We start from the raw sequence: 18,787 nt of genomic DNA, 5'->3' as shown, positions 1-18,787 counted from the left end.
GGAGACCTCCTCCCGATCGGATCGCGGTCGCACGGCTCGGAGGTAATGCGTCTCTACGAGGACCAGACCGCGCCGCCCGCGCAGTGCCGAACAGCAGTCGCCGACCCGTCCAGGAGGACGTGTGCCACCCGAAGCCGAGACCGCGACCCGTCCGTCCCGGCCCCGGCTGCGGGCGGCGGCCGGGGCGGCCCTGCTCACCGGCGTGCTCTTCTGTCTGGCCTCGCGGCTCGCCGGGAGCCACCCGTTCGGCTCCCGGACCCGCAACATCGTCGACCTCGGCCAGCAGTACCTCCCGTTCCACGCCTACTGGCGCGGCCTGCTCCTCGGCGAGACCCACGGCGACCTCTTCCTGAACTGGAACTCGGGCTTCGGCAGCAACTTCCTGGGCGACCTCGGCACGTACCTCGGCAGCCCCTTCGACCTGCTCGTGGTGCTCTTCCCGGCCGACCGTCCCGAGCTCGCCCTGTACGTCGTCACCGTGCTCAAGATCGCCACCGCGGGCGCGGCGACGGCCGCCCTGCTGCTCACCCTGCGGCGCGGCCCGTGGCCGGTCGCCGCGGTCCTCGGCACCGCGTACGCGCTGTCCGGCTGGACCTTCAACTACGGCGCCACCGTGCCGATGTGGCTCGACGGCCTGGTGGCCTTCCCGCTGCTCTGCCTGGTGGGGGAGCGGGCCCGGAAGGGGCGCCGACCGGTCCTCGGGCCGCTGGTCGTCGCCGTCGCCTGGATCGCCAACTTCTACACCGCGTACATGGCGACCATCGGCGCCGCCGTCTTCCTCCTCGTCCGGCTGCTCACCACCGACGACACCACCGACAACACCTGGGCCGGGCGCACGATCCGCCGCCCCCGCCTCGCCGCGCTGCTGCGCGCCGCCCGCACCGTCGCCATCGGCATCGGGCTCGCCGCCCCGCTCGTCCTCGTCGTCTTCCTCGGCACCAAGGTCGCCGACCCGACCCCGCCGACCGTCTTCGCCCCGGCCGCCTGGACCGACGTCCTGGCCCGCTTCCTGCCGGCCACGGCGAGCGTCGCCTCACCCGCCCTCTTCATCGGCACGCCCGCCCTGGCGCTCGCCCTCACCCTGCCCTTCAACGGCGCCGTCGCCGGCCGCGTCCGGGCCGGCTGGGTCTCGGCGATCGTGCTGGTCACGCTCTCCCTGCAGTGGGAGCCGACCCACCTGCTCTGGCACGCCGGCGCCTCGCCCAACGGCATCCCGTACCGTCAGACCTTCGTCCTGTGCGGCCTGTTGCTGATGGCGGCCTGGCTGTCCGTGGCCGGCGGGCCGCCGCGGCCGCCCGCGCTGCTCGGCGGCGCCGGCGTGCTCGCCCTCCTCGCCCTGGCCGCGTCCGGCAGCGTCGTCGTCGACCGCTGGACCTATCCGGCCGCCGCCGCGGCCGGCGCCCTGGCCGTCCTCGCCGCCGGGGCCGCGCTCCTCGCCCGGTCCCGCCCGGCCGTCCGGCTGCTGCCCGTCCTGGCCGTCGGTCTGCTGCTCGCCGCGCAGGCGGGGGAGACCCTGGTCACCGGCAAGCGCATCGAGGAACAGCAGCTCGCCCAGGTCTCCTGGGCGCCCCGGATCGGCCCCTGGCACACCGACATGACCGCCGCCGTCGCCGCGAAGGACGCCTGGCCGCGCCACCGCACCGACCCCGGTGAGGTCCCGGGCGGCAACGACGTGCTCCTCGTCGGCGGCGAGGGCGCCGACTACTACAGCAGCCTCACCTCCGACACGTACTCGCGCACCCTCTCCGCCCTCGGCTTCGGCTACTACGCCAAGGGCCGCCACCCGGTGAGCCTCGACAACCCCGTGACCGACGCGATCTTCTCCATCGGCACCCGGATGCGCTCCACGCCCCGGGGCCCTCTGGAGCTCGACCGACTCCCCGAGGCCACGATCGAGGTCGCCGACAGCCCCGTGCCGCCGCTGGTCACCGTCCGCCCGGACCCGCCCGCCCCGGCTCCCGCGCCCGGCTCGGCCGCCGACACCGCCTTCGCCCGCCAGGAGCGCATGCTCGGGAGCGCGGTCTACACGGTCCCGGCCGCCCCGCGCCGTACCGACACCCCGGACACCCCCGACGGTTCCGGCGCCGGAACCGCCCTCACCGCGAGCTGCCCGGCCGGCTCCGAGGTCTGGTTCTGGGCCCCCGACTACCAGGGCACCGCCACCCTCTCCGGCACCCCAGCCGCCCCACCGGCCGCCTTCGCCGGCAAGCCGCCCTCGGTGCGCGCGCCCATGCGGCGGCTCGGCGCCGTCCCCGCCTCCGGCGCCGTACGCGTCGAGCTGACGCCCGGGCCGAAGGCCAGGCTCCCGCTCAAGCTGCCGGCCCGGCCGATCGGCTGCCTGGAACGGCACCGGCTCGACACCGCCGTACGGGACCTCACCGCCACCGGCGCCACCGCCGTCCGCGCGACCGGCCACACCCTCACCGCCGAGCTGCCCGCCGGCAGCACCGGCACCGCCGTGCTCGCCGTCCCCCGGATCTCCGGCTGGCGCTGCGCCGCCGGCGACGCGCCCCTGGAGCCCGCGCACCGCCGCCTCGGCCTGCTCGCCGTCCCCCTCGACGGCAAGGCCACCACCGTGACCTGCTCCTTCCGCCCGCCCGGCGTGAAGGTCGGCGGCGCGGTCGGCGCGGCGGCCCTCCTCGCGCTGCTCCTCACCGCCCTGCTCCACCGGAGCCGCCGGACCCGTGAACCCGCAGGACCGCAGGAGTTCACCGCCCGTGCACATCCGGCTCGTTCAACGGAGAAGTCCCCTGTCTAGCCTGCCCGACCAGTACCGATCAGCGAGTTGGTGAGTCCGAGTGCCGAAACTGTCCGTCGTCGTGCCCTTCCACAATGTCGGGCCCTACGCCCCCGACACCCTGCGCAGTCTCGCCGACAACGCGGACGACGACACCGAGTTCCTGCTGATCGACGACCACTCCACCGACGAGACGCCGGACCTCCTCGACCGCTGGAAGAGCCGCATCCCGCAGGCCACCGTCATCCGCCACGAGACCAACCTCGGCGTCGCCCAGGCCCGTAACACCGGCATCGACGCCGCCACCGGCGACTACGTCACCTTCCTCGACGGCGACGACTGGTACGCCCCCGGGCACCTGCGCGCCATGGTGAACGGGATCCACCGCCTCGGCGTCGACTTCGCCCGCACCGACCACGTCCTGTCCACCGGCCGGAACCGGCAGATCCGCTACGCCCCGGCGAAGGTCCGCGACGCCGCCATGGACCCGCGCGACGGCATCGCCCCCGCCAGCATGATCACGATGGTCGACTACCCCTTCGTGCCCTTCGGCGTCTACAGCGCCCGCCTCTTCGAGAACGGCACCGGCCGCTTCGAGACCAGGCTGCGCACCGCCGAGGACCGCCTCTGGATCTGGCGCCTCCACCTCAACGCCACCAGCTACGCCGCGCTCTCCCTGCACGGCTGCTTCTACCGGCGCGGCGTCACCACCTCGCTCACCCAGATCACCGACAACCGGCAGCTGGACTTCATCCCCTCCTACGACCTGCTGCTCGACGAGGTCGGACGGGACCGCGACGCCGACCGCTTCCTGCCCAAGGCCGTCCGCACCTACTGCGCGATGATCGCCTTCCACATGGCGAAGTCCGACCAGTACGAGGCGGCCGTCGGCAAGCGGCTGCGCCGCGACGTCACCGACGCCCTGCGCCGGATGCCGCAGCAGGTCCTCGACGAGACCCTCGCGACCATGGACACCCCCCGCAGCACCCTCCTGAAGAGCCTGCGCGACACCGGAAAGGCCGCCTGAGCATGCCGACCACGGAACGCGATCACGTCCAGATCTTCCAGGTGTCCACCCTGTACGGCGCCGCCACCGCGGCCGCCGCCATCGACGCCGGCCGCTTCGGCGGACCCGGCGAGGCCCGGCGCCTGCTGCTCGTCTCGAACAACGCCGAGATCCCCGAGACCGCCGTCCGCCTGGAGACGATGACCGGCTACCCGCAGGTCGCCGGCCGCTTCGACGGCGTCCTCGACTGGAACGAGGCCGTCCATCCGCACCACCCCAGCTCCTGGGCCCCGCGCCCCGAGGAGGCCCCGCTCTGGCAGCGGGTCCTGCGCACCGCCTGGGACCTCGGCACGGCCCCCGTCGAGCTCGTCGTCGAATCCATCCAGGTCAACCCGGCCAAGGCGCTCGCCGCCGTGTTCGCCGAGAGCTCCGTGCACGTCTACGCCGACGGCCTGATGAGCTACGGCCCCACCCGCGACGAACTGCCCCAGTCCATCGCCTGCCGCATCCGCCGGGTGCTCCACCTCGACCTCGTGCCCGGCCTGCGGCCGCTGCTCCTCACCGAGTACGGCGTCGGCGCCGAACTGGTCCCCGACGACGCCTTCCGCGCGGTGCTGCGGGAGATCGCCGAGGCCTCGCGGGACTCCGCCGAGGACACCGCGCTCGCCGCCGCGGCCGCCGCCGCGCCCACCGCGCTGCTCCTCGGCCAGTACCTCGCCGTCCTCGGCATCCTCACCGTCGAGGAGGAGGAGGACCTGCACCTACGGATGCTGCGCGGCGCCGCCGCGGCCGGTCACCGCGCCGTGGTCTTCAAGCCGCACCCGACGGCCCCCGCGAGCTACTCCACCGCGCTGCACGAGGAGGCCGCCCGGACCGGCGTCGACCTCACGGTCCTGGACGGCCCGCTGCTCGCCGAGACCTTCTACGAACGATGCCGCCCAAACCTCGTCGTGGGGTGTTTCTCCACCGCGATGCTGACCGCCTCCGTCTACTTCGGCGTGCCGATCGCGCGGGTCGGCACCGGCACGGTCCTGGACCGCCTCACCCCGTACGAGAACAGCAACCGGGTCCCGCTCACGGTCGTCGACCACCTCGTGCCGGACCTGGAAGGCGACACCGCGCCCGCCGTGCCGGGCGCCGCCCCCGACACCCTGGCCCCGCTGGTCCGCGCCGTCGGCTACTGCATGCGCCCGGCCGCGCACCCCGGTCTGCGCCGGGAGACGGCCGCCTATCTCGCGGAGCACGGCGCCGACCCGGCCCTGGCCCACCACTTCCCGGCCGAGCGCCTGGCGGAGCTGGAGCTGAGGGTCCCCGTCCGCGCCTAGGTCCTGTCCGGCCCGAGGCCGTATCCCGCGGTCTTACGCACGGTCGGCCGACCGGACCAGGGTGAAGACCGCGCCCTCCGGGTCGGTCACCAGGGCGAGCCGGCCCGCCGTGCCCTCGCGCGGCGGGCGGACCACCTGGCCGCCCAGCTCCACGAGCAGCCGGGCGGACGCGTCCACGTCGGCCACCTCGAAGTACGTCATCCAGTGCGCGCCCCGGTCACGGGGCAGCGCCGTGCCCACCCCGTGCAGCGAGGCGACCGGGCGCCCGTCGAGGTGGAGGGTCAGATAGTCGAAGTCCGCGGACACCACCGGCTCGACCTCGTAGTCGAAGACCGTCGCGTAGAACTTGCCGACCGAGGCCGTCTCGTACGTCAGCAGCTCGTTCCACACCGGCGTGCCGGGCGGTCCGGCCGCCGCCGTGCCGTGGTGGGCGTCGGCCTGCCAGACGCCGAAGACGGCGCCCGCCGGGTCCGCGCAGATCGCCAGCCGGCCGGCCTCGCCCGCGTCCAGCGGGCCGACCGCGACCGTGCCGCCGCAACAGCGGATGGTCTCCGCCGTCTCGTCGGCGTCGTCGGTGGCCAGATAGGGGGTCCAGGCGATCGGCAGATGCCGGTCCGGGGGCAGCCGGCCGATCCCGGCCACCTCCCGCCCGTCGAGCAGCGCGCGCACATACGGGCCGAGCTGCTGCGGGCCCGGCACGAAGTCCCAGTCGAACAGCGCGGCGTAGAACTCCTGCGTCGCGTCAAGTCCGTGCACCATCAGGCTCACCCAACAGGGCGTACCGGGTGTGCGCCGAGTCGCCTCGGTCATCGTCGCTCTCTTCTCGCCAGTGGCCGTGCGCGGTCGGGCGGGCGGGCCGTGCGGAGGCCTCCTGGCGGGTCCCTGCCCGCGCGCCGCCCGCCGTACACCTGGACCGGGCGTCCGTCCCGTCCCGATGGTGGCACCACAAGACGGCCCGCGCGCCCCGGACGAATCGGGCGGGTGCCGTCCGTCAGGGGGCGGGCTGCGCGAGGATGGCTCCCATGAAGCCCATCATCTCCGCAAGCGAACTCGTCAGCGAATCGGCCGGGGCGAACCCGCCGGTCCTCCTGGACGTCCGCTACCTGGCCGTCGGCGGTCCGCCCGGCCGGCCCGAGTACGAGGCCGGGCACCTGCCCGGTGCCGTGTACGTGGACCTGGACGCCGAACTCGCGGGGCCGCCCGGGGCCGGCGGCCGGCACCCGCTGCCGGACCTGGCCGCCTTCGGCGCCACGATGCGCCGGGCGGGCGTCTCGGCCGGCACCCCGGTCGTCGTCTACGACGGCGGGCTCGGCTGGGGCGCGGCCCGCGCCTGGTGGCTGCTGCGCTGGGCCGGGCACCCGAACGTCCGGGTGCTCGACGGCGGCATCGCCGCGTGGACGGGGGAGCTGTCCAAGGACGTGCCCGTGCCCGCGCCGGGCGACTTCGAGCCGCGCCCGGGCGGCCTCCGGCTGCTCGACGCGGACGCCGCCGCCTCGCTCGCCCGCTCGGGTCTGCTGCTCGACGCGCGCGCCGCCGAGCGCTACCGGGGCGACGTGGAGCCGATCGACCGGATCGGCGGCCACATCCCGGGCGCGGTCTCGGCCCCGACGATGGAGAACGTGGGCGAGGACGGGCGCTTCTTCCCGCCTGAGTTCCTGGCGTCCCGCTTCTTCGGACTCGGAGCCGATGCCGGTGTCGAGATCGGCGTCTACTGCGGCTCCGGCGTGTCCGCCGCCCAGGAGGTGCTGGCCCTGGAGCTCGCGGGCTTCGAGGCCGCGCTCTACGCCGGCTCCTGGTCCGAGTGGTCCGCCGACCCGGCCCGCCCGGTGGCGACGGGCCCGGATCCGCAGTAGCCGGCGGTACGCAGAAGGGCCCGCGCCACGGTGGTGGCGCGGGCCCTTCCCCGTACGGGCTCCGAGGGTCAGTCCGACTGCTTCTTGCGCCGGGTGCCGAAGACGATCTCGTCCCAGCTCGGCACCGCCGCGCGCCGCCCGGGGCGGACGCCGTCCGCCTCGGCCTGCCGGTCGGTGGTGCCGATGAGCCGGTCGCGGTGGCCCGAGACGGCCCGCGGCATCAGGACGTCGGCGTAGGCGGAACCGGCGCCGGCGGAGGCCGCCGGGGCGGGCGGCTCCTCGGCCTCGACCTCGTCGGAGGGCTCGCTGACCGGCTGCTCGGGCACCACCAGGTCGCCGCGGAAACTCGGCACCGCCTCCAGGAGGCTGGTCAGCGAGTCGCGCTCCTCCTCCGGCTCGGGCGCCGGGGCGGGGCCGCGGTCGATCTGCCGGTCGAGCGCGCGGTCCAGCGGCCGGTCCCGGGGCAGCCGGGCGATCCGCGGCACGAACGGGAAGCTCGGCTCCGGCACGGCCGCGAGGGTGTCGTCGGTCTCGCCGATCAGCGCCCGCGCCTCGTCGTCCACGGCCTGGACGAGCCGCCGGGGCGGGTCGTACGTCCAGCTCGCCGTGTGCACCTCGCCCGCGACGCGGTAGACGAGCAGCACCTCCCAGGTGCCGTCGTCGCGGCGCCAGGAGTCCCACTGCACGGTGTCCTTCTCGGCGCCGCGCAGCAGCAGCCGCTCCTGCACCGCCTCGCCGAGCTGGGGTCCGGTGTTCTCGCCCGGCCGGCGCACGGGGGTCTTCCGCGCCCGCTCCGCCATGAAGGCGCGCTCGGCGAGCACGGGGCCCTCGAAGCGGCGCACCCGGTCGACGGGGATGCCGGCGAGCTGCGCGACCTCCTCGGCGGAGGCACCGGCCCGTATCCGGGCCTGGATGTCGCGGGGGCGGAGGTGGCTCTCGACCTCGATCTCGATCTGGCCGAGCCGGGCGCGGTCGTTGCGGACCGCGGCACGCAGCCGCTCGTCGATCGGAAGTGTGTACTCCGTGTTGTCAGCAGCCTTCAGCACCAGTCGTGTGCCGTCGTTCGAGACGGCCACGACACGCAGTTCGGGCATGGGAACCTCCCGGGTGGTGCCTGCCGACGTCACGTGCGTCGCTGCTTCCGCTAGTCGAGTGTGGCCTGCCCGGGTGCAGCCTGCCACAACCCTGCCGAGTTGCCCGGCGTGTCGGGCATGGACCCTGGAACGCCGTTATGGCACGGTTACCTGAATGCGACGCAGAGTGACTGGCGGTCACGCTGTGTCGCGGTGCCCGTGCGGTGCCGTGGCGCCGCCGGTTCGAGTGCCACCTTCGGCCCCCTTCCGTCGATTCCGGACACCCGTGAGGGAATCCGGACCCAGGGCTCGCCACAGTACTCCATTCGGGCCATCCGGGTGGAGCGGCGCGCCGCCCAACTTCTCGGGCGGTACGGGAGTTGAGTCTCCGTGATCCCGGCCTCCGCGTGTCTCTCTTCACAGAAGCACCGGAAACGGAACTAATCCCTTCGCCCATTTGTCCCTTCTGGGTGCACGCGGGAACGAATGAACGAGCAGGGGTTGGAGATGCGTCACACGCCGGACAGCGGCACGGAGCGGGCCGTGGGCGAGAAGAAACGGTTCGACCTGAGCGTTCCTCAGGTCGCGGGCAGCGCCGTCGCCGCCGTCGTCGCCGCGAAGCTCGCTTCGACTCTGGGGGTCTACGGCACGATCCTCGGCGCCGGTGTGATCAGTGTCATCGCCACCTGCGGCGGCCCGGTCCTCCAGCACCTCCTCAAGCGCACCGGTGAGCGGATGCGCGAGGCCGCCGCCCCGGCGAGGCAGCCGCAGCGGCCCCAGGAGCCGGGGGAGTTCGGCGAGCCGACCGTCCACGGCACCCGGATGCGCGGCCGGCGGCGCCCCGCGCTCGCCGCCGCCGCCGTCTTCCTGCTCGCGATGGGCGGCATCACCGCGTACGAGCTGACCTCCGGTCAGGACCTCGGCGGCACCAGGGGCGCCACGACCTTCGGCTCGGCGGTCCGGGGCGGTGACCGCTCCGACGACGGCGGGAAGGGTGAGGTGTCACCGTCCTCGACGCCCCGGCCGGAGCACGGCGGCGGCGGTACGCCGACCCCGGACGCCACGTCCGGCGGCGGCGGGACGGGCACGGCCACCCCCGACCCGACCGGCACACCGACCCCGACGCCGTCCGGTTCCACCGAACCCACCGACAGTCCCACCGCCACCGCCGCCGCCACGCCGCCGCCGACCACCCCGCCCGCCGGCGAGCCCGTGAGCCCGCCCGTGAGCCCGGGGGCGGCGGCCGAGTGACCGTCAGTCGCCGAGCACCCGGCGCAGGTAGTCGTTGCCGAAGCGCCGGTCCGGGTCGAGCCGGTCGCGCAGCGCCGTGAACTCGCCGAAGCGCGGATAGGCCTTCGCGAAGTAGGCGGCGTCCCGGGTGTGCACCTTGCCCCAGTGCGGGCGCCCGCCGTGCTCGGTCATGATCCGCTCCACCGCGGTGAAGTAGGCGCGGTGGGGCGTGCCCTTGTAGAGGTGCACGGCGATGTACGCGGACTCCCGGTCCGAGGCCGTGGACAGCGCGATGTCGTCGGCCGGCGCCGTGCGCACCTCCACCGGGAAGCTCACCTTCAGCGGCGAGCGCTCGATCATCGCCTTCAGCTCGCGCAGCGCGGACACGGCGGCCTCGCGCGGCAGCGCGTACTCCATCTCCAGGAAGCGCACCCGGCGCGGCGAGGTGTAGACCTTGTACGGGATGTCCGTGTACGTACGGGCGGACAGCGCCCGGCTGGAGACCTTGGCGAGCGCCGGGATGACCGGCGGCACCGCCCTGCCCAGCGAACAGGCCAGCTGGAAGATCCCGTTGGAGAGCAGCTCGTCCTCGACCCAGCCGCTCACCCGGCCCACCGGAGCGGCGGGGCCCGCGCTGCGGTTGTTGCGCTTGGTGTTGCAGTTGTCGGTGTGCGGGAACCAGTAGAACTCGAAGTGCTCGTTCTCCGCGTGCAGCTGGTCGAACTCGGAGGTCACGCGGTCGAAGGACATCGGCTCCTCGCGCGCGGTGAGCAGGAAGACCGGCTCCACCGCGAAGGTGAGGGCGGTGACCACGCCGAGCGCGCCGAGGCCGATCCGGGCGGCGGCGAAGACCTCCGGGTTCTCGGTCGCCGAGCAGGTCATCAGGGAGCCGTCGGCGGTGACCAGTTCCATCGCGCGGATCTGCGCGGCGATGGAGGCGGAGTCCCGCCCGGTGCCGTGGGTGCCGGTCGAGGTGGCGCCGGCGACCGTCTGCTCCATGATGTCGCCCATGTTCGTGAGCGACAGGCCCTCGCGCGCGAGCGCCGTGTTGAGCCGCTTCAGCGGGGTGCCGGACTCCACGGTCACGGTCATCGCCTCGCGGTCGATCCGGCGGACGCCGCTGAGCAGGTGCGGACGTACGAGCACCCCGTCGGTGGCGGCGATGGAGGTGAAGGAGTGGCCGGTGCCGACCGTCTTCACCCGCAGTCCGTCCTCGGCCGCCCGGCGCACGGCCTCGGCGAGTTCCTCGGCGGAGGCCGGGCTCACCTCCCGCACGGGGCGCGAGGTGACGTTCCCCGCCCAGTTACGCCACGTGCTGCCCGCCGCCCTGGTGCTCCGCCCCGGCTGCGTCGTCGACCTGGTCAAGCTGCCCCTCCCGCGTCGGCGCCGGCCTGCGCAGCCGGCGGTGGCCCAGGAGTGCCACGACGACCGCGAGCGCACCCGACAGGACGGGCACCACGTACCCCGACTCCGCCCCCGACGCGTCGACGACCCAGCCCGCGGCCGAGGAGCCCAGCGCCACACCGATCGCGAGCCCGGTTCCCGTCCAGGTCATGCCCTCGGTCAGCTTGGAGCGCGGTACGTGCGCTTCGACGAGGGCCATCGTGGTCACCATCGTCGGTGCGATGGAGAGGCCCGCGACAAAGAGCGCCACGGCCAGCAACGGCAGGTTCCCGGCCAGTAGGAGGGGGATCATACTCACGGCCATCGCGCCCACGCCCACGAGCCAGCGCACCGCCGGCTCGCCCTTCACCCGGAGCAGTCCGAAGACCGCGCCGGCCACGCAGGAGCCCAGCGCGTACACCGCGAGCACCAGGCTCGCGGCCGACTTGTGGCCCTGTTCCTCGGCGAAGGCGACGGTCACCACGTCCACGGAGCCGAAGACCGCGCCGGTGGCGACGAAGGCCAGGGCGAGCACCTGCAGACCGGGGGAGCGCAGCGCCGAGCCGCCGGAGTGGGTGTCGCGCGGGTGCGGGGCGGGCTCGGTGGCGCGCTGCGAGGTCAGCCAGAAGACCCCGGCGGCGAGGAAGGCGCCGGCGAGCAGCGGGCCCGCCTCGGGGAACCAGGTGGTCGACAGACCGATCGAGAGGATCGGGCCGAAGATGAAGCACACCTCGTCGACGATCGACTCCCACGAGTACGCCGTGTGCAGCCGCTGGGGGTCGCCGCGGTAGAGCTCCGCCCACCGCGCCCGGGTCATCGCGCCGAGGCTCGGCACGGTGCCGACGCAGGCCGTGAAGACGAACAGGGTCCAGTCCGGGGCCCCGAACTTCACGCACAGCAGCAGCCCGGCGGCGGCCGTCAGCGAGATCAGGGTGGCCGGGCGCAGCACCGCGCGCTGCCCGTGCCGGTCGACCAGCCGGGAGATCCGCGGACCGAGCGCGGCGGCCGAGAGCGCGAGGGTCGCGGACAGCGCGCCCGCGAGCCCGTACCGCCCGGTGACCTGCGAGATCATGGTCACGATGCCGATGCCCATCATGGACAGCGGCATCCGGCCGATGAAGCCGGCGACGGAGAAGGCCGTGCTGCCGGGGGCCGCGAAGATCGCGCGGTAGGGACTGGGCAAGGGGATCTCCGGGCTCGGGCGGGCATGCGGGACCGCACGACGGGACGCACACGTGTCAATTAACAGCTAAAGCCTACGGCCTTGAAGTTGCCCGGTCACTCGCTTTTACCGGTCGGGCCGCACCGAGGGACGTCGGTGCCGGGTGGCAGGATCGGTGCCATGTCCGACGCGCTCGATCCCGCCCCGTACGACGCCCTGCTGCTGCTCTCCTTCGGTGGTCCGGAAGGCCCCGACGAGGTGGTCCCGTTCCTGGAGAACGTGACCCGCGGGCGCGGCATCCCCAAGGAACGGCTGAAGGAAGTGGGGCAGCACTACTTCCTCTTCGGCGGCGTCAGCCCCATCAACGACCAGAACCGCGCCCTGCTCGACGCCCTGCGCGCGGACTTCGCCGAGTCCGGCCTCGACCTGCCGGTCTACTGGGGCAACCGGAACTGGGCGCCGTACCTCACCGACACCCTGCGCGAGATGGTGACCGACGGACGGCGCCACATCGCCGTCCTCGCCACCAGCGCGTACGCCTCGTACTCCGGCTGCCGGCAGTACCGGGAGAACCTGGCGGACTCGCTCGCCGAGCTGGAGGCCGAGGGCCTGCCGCTGCCCCGCGTCGACAAGCTCCGGCACTACTTCAACCACCCCGGCTTCGTCCGGCCCATGATCGAGGGCGTGCTCGCCTCCCTCGCCGAGCTCGACGAGTCCGTGCGCGACGGGGCCCACCTGGCCTTCACCACCCACTCCATCCCCGACTCCGCCGCCGACACCTCGGGACCCGTCGCCGACCACGGCGAGGGCGGCGCCTACGTCCGGCAGCACCTCGACGTGGCGCGCCTGATCGCCGACGCGGTCCGCGAGGAGACCGGCGTCGAGCACCCCTGGCAGCTCGTCTACCAGTCGCGCAGCGGCGCCCCGCACATCCCGTGGCTGGAACCCGACATCTGCGACCACCTGGAGGAGCTGCACGGCGCCGGCGCCCCCGCCGTCGTCATGGTCCCCATCGGCTTCGTCTCGGACCACATGGAGGTCCTGTACGACCTCGACACCGAGGCCACCGCCAAGGCCGCCGAGCTCGGACTGCCGGTCCGGCGCTCGGCCACCGTCGGCGCCGACCCCCGGTTCGCCGCGGCCGTGCGCGAGCTGGTCCTGGAGCGCGCCGCGGGCGAGCGCGGACAGCGCGCCGAGCGCTGCGCCCTGGGCGCGCTCGGTGCCTCCCACGACCTGTGCCCGATCGGCTGCTGCCCCGGCCGGGCCGAGCACCCGGCCGCCGCCGGCGCCGACAGCCCGTACGCGTGAGCCGACAGCCCGTACGCCCGACCCTCAGGCCCAAGGAGACCGAGGCATGACCGACCCCCTGCTGACCGAACTGCACGAGCTGGCCCTGGAGGCCGGCCGGCGGGCCGGCGCCCTGCTGCGCGACGGGCGGCCCGACGACCTGGCGGTGGCCCAGACCAAGACCAGCGCCGTCGACGTCGTCACCGAGATGGACATCGCCGCCGAGAAGCTCATCACCGGCTTCCTCGCCGAGCACCGCCCGGACGACGGCCTCCTCGGCGAGGAAGGCGCCGCCACCCCCGGCACCAGCGGGGTGCGCTGGGTGATCGACCCGCTCGACGGCACCGTGAACTATCTCTACGGCCTGCCGACCTGGGCCGTCTCCATCGCCGCCGAGCGGGACGGCGAGACCGTCGTCGGCGTCGTCGAGGTCCCGCTGCGCGGCGAGACCTTCCACGCCACCCTCGGCGGCGGTGCCTGGCTCGGCGACCGGCGGCTCTCCGTCCGGCCCGCCCCGGAGCTCGGCCAGGCCCTGGTCGGGACCGGCTTCGGCTATGTGCAGGCCCGCCGCGACCACCAGGCCCAGGTGGCCCGGGAGCTGCTGCCGCAGGTCCGCGACATCCGCCGCGGCGGCTCCGCCGCCATCGACCTGTGCGATGTCGCGGCCGGCCGCCTCGACGCGTACTACGAGCGCGGACTCAACCCCTGGGACCTCGCCGCGGGCGATCTGATCGCCCGCGAGGCGGGCGCCCTGACCGGCGGCCGGGCCGGTGAGCGCCCGTCCGGCGAGCTGGTCCTCGCCGCTCCGCGGGGTCTCTTCGGCACCCTGCAGGAGTTCCTGGAGCGGGCCGGCGCCTGGCACGACTGACGTACGGCGGGCCGGATGGAGAAGGGCCCCCGGAGCCGACGGCTCCGGGGGCCCTTCCGACGTGTCCGCGGGATCAGGCGCAGGCGGCGCCGACCTCCACGCCGTGTTCGGCCGCCAGGCGGTGCAGGTCGTCGAGCTCGGCCTGCTCGACCTCCGCGAGGAAGTCGTCGCCCGCCTCGCGAGCGCGCGTGAGGTCGGACTGCGTGGCCCTGATGCGGTGCAGCAGTCCTGCGGTGAAAGCGTCCATCGTGCGCCCCCTCGTCATGGGTCGGTGGCACGGGGAGTGCCGGGGGTGGATGGATCACGCGCCGCTACCTCTGGGGGACAGAGAGCGGTAGGTGGCAGGCCACCTACAGGGCGTGATCGCGGGGTGTGCAGTCGTCCTCCCCAGCCCTTCGCGGACGGAAACCTCAACTGGCCCGCTGAATCAGGTGAATTCTCCGGGCGCCCGGGCCGGACCGGGGCCCGCGGGGCGCGTTCGCGGGGTGCGCCCCGAGGCCCCGCAGGGCGCCTTACAGCCGGTTTACGGGCGTTCGGGGCAGGATGGACACGCACAGTCAGTGCGCAGAACCGCCTTGTCCGCATGCGGGACCAGGGCGCCCAGGAAAGGACTTACGGACGTGCGCGTACTCGTCGTCGAGGACGAGCAGCTCCTCGCGGATGCGGTGGCCACCGGCCTGCGCCGGGAGGCCATGGCGGTCGACGTCGTGTACGACGGGGCCGCCGCCCTGGAGCGGGTCGGCGTCAACGACTACGACGTCGTGGTGCTCGACCGCGACCTGCCCCTGGTCCACGGCGACGACGTCTGCCGCAAGATCGTCGAACTGGGCATGCCCACCCGGGTGCTGATGCTGACCGCCTCCGGCGACGTCAGCGACCGCGTCGAGGGCCTGGAGCTCGGCGCGGACGACTACCTCCCCAAACCCTTCGCGTTCAGCGAGCTCACCGCCCGCGTGCGCGCCCTGGGCCGCCGCACCAGCGTGCCGCTGCCGCCCGTCCTGGAGCGGGCCGGCATCAAGCTCGACCCCAACCGCCGCGAGGTCTTCCGCGACGGCAAGGAGGTCCAGCTCGCGCCGAAGGAGTTCGCGGTCCTGGAGGTCCTGATGCGCAGCGAGGGCGCGGTCGTCTCGGCCGAGCAGCTCCTGGAGAAGGCCTGGGACGAGAACACCGACCCGTTCACCAACGTGGTCCGCGTCACCGTGATGACCCTGCGCCGCAAGCTCGGCGAGCCCCCGGTGATCGTCACCGTCCCCGGCTCGGGATACCGGATCTGATCCGATGGCCCCGAACACCTCGACCGTCGGAGCGCCACCGAAACCGCACTGGGACCCACGGGACCCGGTCCGCCCGCTGCTGCGCCCCACCATCCGGATAAGGCTCACCCTGCTCTACGGCGGGATGTTCCTGATCGCCGGCATCATCCTGCTGGCGATCATCTACCTCTTCACCGCGCAGGCCGTCCGGGACACCACCGCCACCCTGCCCTTCAAGGTGGTCAACGGCACCGTCACGGCGACCACCGACTGGTGCGAGCTGCCCGACAGGTCCACCGGCGAGCAGCTCAACAACGCCGTCTCGATGTGCCTGCGGCACCAGAGCGACCTGGCCCTGGACGACCTGCTGCGGCGCTCCCTGTTCGCCCTGCTCGGCCTGAGCATCATCGCCTTCGCCTTCGGCTACGCCATGGCGGGCCGGGTGCTCTCCCCGCTGGGCCGGATCACCCGGACCGCCCGCCAGGTGGCCGGCACGGACCTGTCCCGGCGGATCGAGCTGGACGGTCCCGACGACGAGCTGAAGGAGCTCGCCGACACCTTCGACGAGATGCTGGAGCGCCTGGAGCGGGCCTTCAGCGCCCAGCAGCGCTTCGTCGCCAACGCCTCGCACGAGCTGCGCACCCCGCTGGCGATCAACCGCACCCTGCTGGAGGTCACGCTCTCCGACCCGGCGGCGCCGGTCGAGATCCAGCAGCTGGGCAAGACCCTGCTCGCGACCAACGAGCGCAGCGAGCAGCTGGTCGAGGGCCTGCTGTTGCTCGCCCGCAGCGACAACGAGATCGTCGAGCGCAAACCGGTCGACCTGGCCGAGGTGGCCTCCCGGGCCATGGACCAGACACGCTCCGAGGCCGAGGCCAAGGGCGTGGAGTTCCGCGGCGAGCGGGCCGCGGCGGTGGTCCAGGGCAACGGTGTGCTCCTGGAGCGGATCGCCCTGAACCTGGTGCAGAACGCCGTGCGGTACAACGTGCCGGAGGACGGCTGGGTGGAGGTCGTCACCTCCGTGCAGGGCGGTCAGGCGGTCCTGGAGGTCTCCAACACGGGCCCGGTCGTCCCGGCATACGAGATCGACAATATTTTCGAGCCATTCCGGCGCCTCCGGCAGGAGCGCACGGGCAGTGACAAGGGGGTCGGCCTCGGCCTGTCGATCGCGCGCTCCGTCGCCCGGGCGCACGGCGGCCGTATCATCGCCGAGCCCCGCGAGGGCGGCGGGCTCGTGATGCGTGTCACTCTGCCGATCTGACACACTGCACGAAACCGACCGGTTCTGTTCGCTTTGCGCTGAATTTCCGGTTCTCTTTCCTTAAGTCGTTCTGTGTGATCGATCACAGGAATGAGTGTCCGGCCCTCCACTCTCCGTGATCGCGAATTCCCTCGGAAAACCCGGAAAAGTCCGGGTTTCCGGAGGTCCGAATGACGGGAAGTACACGGGGTGGCACCCGTGAGGGAGGGTCGCCGGACCGTGTACGGTCCGCTTCGCCACCCAAAGCCGGTCACTCGTGAGAGGGCGGATTGGGTGTCGATTGAGTAACAGACCTTGATGTGAGGCAAAATCTCCGCCTCAGGTCGGGCACAAGTCCGGCCTCTCACGCGTTACGTGCGCTGGAGACACCGCAAACCACCCAGAGGGGGAGAGCTGACATGGCAACGGATTACGACACCCCACGCAAGACCGACGACGACGTCGACTCGGACAGCCTTGAGGAACTGAAGGCCCGCCGGAACGACAAGTCCACCTCGACCGTCGATGTCGACGAGTTCGAGGCCGCCGAGGGCCTGGAGCTCCCGGGCGCCGACCTCTCGAACGAGGAGCTGGCCGTCCGGGTCCTGCCCAAGCAGGCGGACGAGTTCACCTGCATGAGCTGCTTCCTCGTGCACCACCGGAGCCAGCTGGCCCGGGAGAAGAACGGTCAGCCGATCTGCCGCGACTGCGACTGAGATCGAGTGACCGTGGCAGGCGACACACCGTCTCGGAAGCGACGGCTCCGGCTCCCCGGGAGGCCGGAGGCGTACCAGGGCGGCTCAGGCCCGGCAGAGGGCGTCCAGGACGCTCCCTCGGCCGAGCACTCCGCCCTCCTGCCCGCACCTGGCGCACGTGACGACGGGCGAGGCCCCACGGCCTCGCTCGAAGCATCCATCGCGCCGCACCGGGCCGGCCACCGGCTCGACCCGGACACGATCGACCCCGACACCACCGGCACCACCGACACCACCGGCACGGCTGGCACGACCGGCACGACCCCGGACAACCGCCACGACACCGCCAGGCGCGGCGTCCTGCGGCGCGTGGCCAACCCCGCGCGCGTCCAGCTCGACCGCATCAAGCTCGACAGCGCCCGCATCGAAGCCGTACGGCGCGGAGTCAGGCGCGGAGGTCAGGGCGCCAGGGCCGGCATCGGCTATCTCGCGGACCGCGTCATCGAGATCGCCCCGCGCGTCCCCGTACGGGACCTCGCGACCCTCCGGCGGCAGTTCCCCGGCCTCGGGCCCGAGCAGATCGCCGACAAACTGATCTCCGGCGCGGCCAACGCCAGCGCCACCGTCGGCGCCGGCATCGGCGCCGCCGCCATGCTGCCCGTCCCGCCCGCGATGCCCGCCGAGCTGGCCGCGGAGATCACCGGCGTCGCCGCCATCGAGCTCAAGCTCGTCGCCGAGCTGCACGAGGTCTACGGCCTGCGGCCCCCGGGCACGCTCACCCAGCGCTCCACCGCGTACCTCACCGCCTGGACCGAGGAGCGCGGCATCGACCCCACCAAGCCGACCACGGTCAACGCGGCGCTCGGCGGCCAGATGAAGCGCGAACTGCGCCAGCAGATCATGAAGCGCATGATGCGCAACCTGCCGAACCTCACCCCGTTCATGGTGGGCGCGGCCGTCGGCGCCGTGATGAACCGGCGCGACACCAGGAAGGTCGCCGCGCACGTCCGCAAGGACCTGCGCGCCCGCCAGATCCCCTGGGACGCCCTCCCGGCCCTGCCGCCCCTGGAGCAGCCGGAGAACCCCAAGGAGATCGACTTCTAGCCTCTGGAGGGCCCCTGAGGGCCCCCGGAGGCACTCCCCGAAGACACGGCCTAGCCGACCTCGGCGCGGGCCGCCTCGATGGCCGCCGCCAGCGCCTCCGGCTCACGGCTGGACAGATAGACGTACGGCGTCGGGTCCTCCGGGTCCGTGACCTCGACCCGTACCGCCGTCGCCACGTAGCTGCGCATCACCATGTACGCGCGCGGGTCGGCCTTGTGCGTGCGCCAGGCGCGCGCCTCCTCGGCGTCCAGCACCTCGGGCCGCCCGAGCGCCGACGCCGGAATCCGCGCGTCCCCCGCGACCAGCGAGCCGGCCACCACCCGGATCCGGGCCGAGCCGTACGACGAGACGCCCACCGCGGCGAGCGCCCCGGCGGCGAGCAGACCGCCGAGCGCCGGCAGCACCCCCAGCGGGAGCAGGATCAGGGCGCCCGACAGACCGAGCAGGACCGCGATCCCCCACCAGGAGCGGGGTGCGGTCAGGCGTTCGTCGAAGCTCGGGGCGGTCACGGGTGCGGAAGGCTGCTGCATGCCCCAAGCTTGGCACGGCGCGCCCCGCGCCCGGCCGCGCG

17 protein-coding genes are annotated in these 18,787 nt (G+C 73.5%); 11 read left to right on the top strand and 6 right to left on the bottom strand.

Going from position 1 to position 18,787, the window contains the following annotated elements:
* Positions 1-121: 121 nt before the first annotated feature.
* Genes AB0M18_RS03455 through AB0M18_RS03445 form a run of 3 tightly spaced genes read left to right on the top strand, consistent with a single transcriptional unit; the run spans position 122 to position 5,068 of the window.
* Complete coding sequence (locus tag AB0M18_RS03455) at positions 122-2,758, top strand: YfhO family protein (RefSeq protein ID WP_365755122.1); 2,637 nt, start codon at positions 122-124, stop codon at positions 2,756-2,758.
* A 40-nt stretch (positions 2,759-2,798) separates the two neighbouring features.
* On the top strand, positions 2,799-3,764 hold the full coding sequence (locus tag AB0M18_RS03450) for a glycosyltransferase family 2 protein (protein ID WP_365755121.1): 966 nt from the start codon (positions 2,799-2,801) through the stop codon (positions 3,762-3,764).
* Positions 3,765-3,766: 2 nt separating this feature from the next.
* Positions 3,767-5,068, top strand: coding sequence for a polysialyltransferase family glycosyltransferase (locus AB0M18_RS03445; protein ID WP_365755120.1), 1,302 nt, complete (start codon positions 3,767-3,769; stop codon positions 5,066-5,068).
* 33 nt (positions 5,069-5,101) lie between these two features.
* On the opposite strand, the gene AB0M18_RS03440 is transcribed toward AB0M18_RS03445, so the two are convergent.
* Positions 5,102-5,878 carry a VOC family protein gene (locus AB0M18_RS03440; RefSeq protein ID WP_365755119.1) on the bottom strand — a complete coding sequence of 259 codons (777 nt, stop codon included), beginning with the start codon at positions 5,876-5,878 and terminating at the stop codon, positions 5,102-5,104.
* Positions 5,879-6,090: 212 nt separating this feature from the next.
* Between AB0M18_RS03440 and AB0M18_RS03435 the strand changes: the two genes are divergently transcribed.
* Complete coding sequence (locus AB0M18_RS03435; RefSeq protein ID WP_365755118.1) at positions 6,091-6,921, top strand: sulfurtransferase; 831 nt, start codon at positions 6,091-6,093, stop codon at positions 6,919-6,921.
* A gap of 68 nt (positions 6,922-6,989) precedes the next feature.
* On the opposite strand, the gene sepH is transcribed toward AB0M18_RS03435, so the two are convergent.
* Complete coding sequence (gene sepH, locus AB0M18_RS03430; RefSeq protein ID WP_365755117.1) at positions 6,990-8,048, bottom strand: septation protein SepH; 1,059 nt, start codon at positions 8,046-8,048, stop codon at positions 6,990-6,992.
* Between the two features lie 453 nt (positions 8,049-8,501).
* Between sepH and AB0M18_RS03425 the strand changes: the two genes are divergently transcribed.
* Positions 8,502-9,245 (top strand): hypothetical protein, encoded by a 744-nt coding sequence (locus AB0M18_RS03425; RefSeq protein WP_365755116.1) that lies wholly within the window; start codon positions 8,502-8,504, stop codon positions 9,243-9,245.
* 3 nt (positions 9,246-9,248) lie between these two features.
* On the opposite strand, the gene AB0M18_RS03420 is transcribed toward AB0M18_RS03425, so the two are convergent.
* Together AB0M18_RS03420 and AB0M18_RS03415 are read right to left on the bottom strand one after the other, a co-directional pair.
* Positions 9,249-10,589 carry a D-arabinono-1,4-lactone oxidase gene (locus AB0M18_RS03420; RefSeq protein WP_365755115.1) on the bottom strand — a complete coding sequence of 447 codons (1,341 nt, stop codon included), beginning with the start codon at positions 10,587-10,589 and terminating at the stop codon, positions 9,249-9,251.
* On the bottom strand, positions 10,528-11,790 hold the full coding sequence (locus tag AB0M18_RS03415) for an MFS transporter (protein WP_365755114.1): 1,263 nt from the start codon (positions 11,788-11,790) through the stop codon (positions 10,528-10,530). Before AB0M18_RS03415 ends, AB0M18_RS03420 begins: the two co-directional genes overlap by 62 nt.
* A gap of 159 nt (positions 11,791-11,949) precedes the next feature.
* Here AB0M18_RS03415 and AB0M18_RS03410 point away from each other — a divergent pair, with 159 nt between their 5' ends.
* Together AB0M18_RS03410 and AB0M18_RS03405 are read left to right on the top strand one after the other, a co-directional pair.
* A complete protein-coding gene (locus tag AB0M18_RS03410) occupies positions 11,950-13,077 on the top strand; it encodes a ferrochelatase (RefSeq protein ID WP_365755113.1) in 1,128 nt (375 codons plus the stop codon).
* 46 nt (positions 13,078-13,123) lie between these two features.
* Complete coding sequence (locus tag AB0M18_RS03405) at positions 13,124-13,924, top strand: inositol monophosphatase family protein (protein WP_365755112.1); 801 nt, start codon at positions 13,124-13,126, stop codon at positions 13,922-13,924.
* A gap of 73 nt (positions 13,925-13,997) precedes the next feature.
* Here AB0M18_RS03405 and AB0M18_RS03400 read toward each other — a convergent pair whose 3' ends face one another.
* Positions 13,998-14,171, bottom strand: coding sequence for a hypothetical protein (locus tag AB0M18_RS03400; protein ID WP_365755111.1), 174 nt, complete (start codon positions 14,169-14,171; stop codon positions 13,998-14,000).
* Positions 14,172-14,544: 373 nt separating this feature from the next.
* On the opposite strand from AB0M18_RS03400, the gene AB0M18_RS03395 reads away from it, so the two are divergent.
* The 4 genes from AB0M18_RS03395 (at position 14,545) to AB0M18_RS03380 (ending at position 18,216) form a co-directional block, all read left to right on the top strand.
* Entirely contained in the window at positions 14,545-15,198 is a 654-nt protein-coding gene (locus AB0M18_RS03395) for a response regulator transcription factor (RefSeq protein WP_265864944.1), read from the top strand.
* A 4-nt stretch (positions 15,199-15,202) separates the two neighbouring features.
* Positions 15,203-16,438 (top strand): HAMP domain-containing sensor histidine kinase, encoded by a 1,236-nt coding sequence (locus AB0M18_RS03390; protein WP_365755110.1) that lies wholly within the window; start codon positions 15,203-15,205, stop codon positions 16,436-16,438.
* A gap of 398 nt (positions 16,439-16,836) precedes the next feature.
* Positions 16,837-17,133, top strand: coding sequence for a DUF4193 domain-containing protein (locus AB0M18_RS03385; RefSeq protein ID WP_003955561.1), 297 nt, complete (start codon positions 16,837-16,839; stop codon positions 17,131-17,133).
* 12 nt (positions 17,134-17,145) lie between these two features.
* Positions 17,146-18,216 (top strand): hypothetical protein, encoded by a 1,071-nt coding sequence (locus tag AB0M18_RS03380; RefSeq protein WP_365755109.1) that lies wholly within the window; start codon positions 17,146-17,148, stop codon positions 18,214-18,216.
* Positions 18,217-18,266: 50 nt separating this feature from the next.
* Here the strand turns inward: AB0M18_RS03380 and AB0M18_RS03375 are convergent, their stop codons facing one another.
* On the bottom strand, positions 18,267-18,746 hold the full coding sequence (locus AB0M18_RS03375) for a DUF3093 domain-containing protein (protein WP_365755108.1): 480 nt from the start codon (positions 18,744-18,746) through the stop codon (positions 18,267-18,269).
* Between the last annotated feature and the right edge of the window lie 41 nt (positions 18,747-18,787).

The sequence above is a fragment of the Streptomyces sp. NPDC051909 genome (genome assembly GCF_040681095.1).
In the GTDB taxonomy this organism is placed as follows: domain Bacteria; phylum Actinomycetota; class Actinomycetes; order Streptomycetales; family Streptomycetaceae; genus Streptomyces.
This window is presented reverse-complemented; position numbering and strand designations above follow the sequence as displayed.

What these genes read in the sequence shown, in the direction of transcription:
- AB0M18_RS03445 (WP_365755120.1), top strand. Translation starts at nt 3,767, where the DNA reads ATGCCGACCACGGAACGCGATCACGTCCAGATCTTCCAGGTGTCCACC.
- AB0M18_RS03440 (WP_365755119.1), bottom strand. Translation starts at nt 5,878, where the DNA reads ATGACCGAGGCGACTCGGCGCACACCCGGTACGCCCTGTTGGGTGAGC.
- AB0M18_RS03435 (WP_365755118.1), top strand. Translation starts at nt 6,091, where the DNA reads ATGAAGCCCATCATCTCCGCAAGCGAACTCGTCAGCGAATCGGCCGGG.
- AB0M18_RS03425 (WP_365755116.1), top strand. Translation starts at nt 8,502, where the DNA reads ATGCGTCACACGCCGGACAGCGGCACGGAGCGGGCCGTGGGCGAGAAG.
- AB0M18_RS03410 (WP_365755113.1), top strand. Translation starts at nt 11,950, where the DNA reads ATGTCCGACGCGCTCGATCCCGCCCCGTACGACGCCCTGCTGCTGCTC.
- AB0M18_RS03405 (WP_365755112.1), top strand. Translation starts at nt 13,124, where the DNA reads ATGACCGACCCCCTGCTGACCGAACTGCACGAGCTGGCCCTGGAGGCC.
- AB0M18_RS03400 (WP_365755111.1), bottom strand. Translation starts at nt 14,171, where the DNA reads ATGGACGCTTTCACCGCAGGACTGCTGCACCGCATCAGGGCCACGCAG.
- AB0M18_RS03390 (WP_365755110.1), top strand. Translation starts at nt 15,203, where the DNA reads ATGGCCCCGAACACCTCGACCGTCGGAGCGCCACCGAAACCGCACTGG.
- AB0M18_RS03385 (WP_003955561.1), top strand. Translation starts at nt 16,837, where the DNA reads ATGGCAACGGATTACGACACCCCACGCAAGACCGACGACGACGTCGAC.
- AB0M18_RS03375 (WP_365755108.1), bottom strand. Translation starts at nt 18,746, where the DNA reads ATGCAGCAGCCTTCCGCACCCGTGACCGCCCCGAGCTTCGACGAACGC.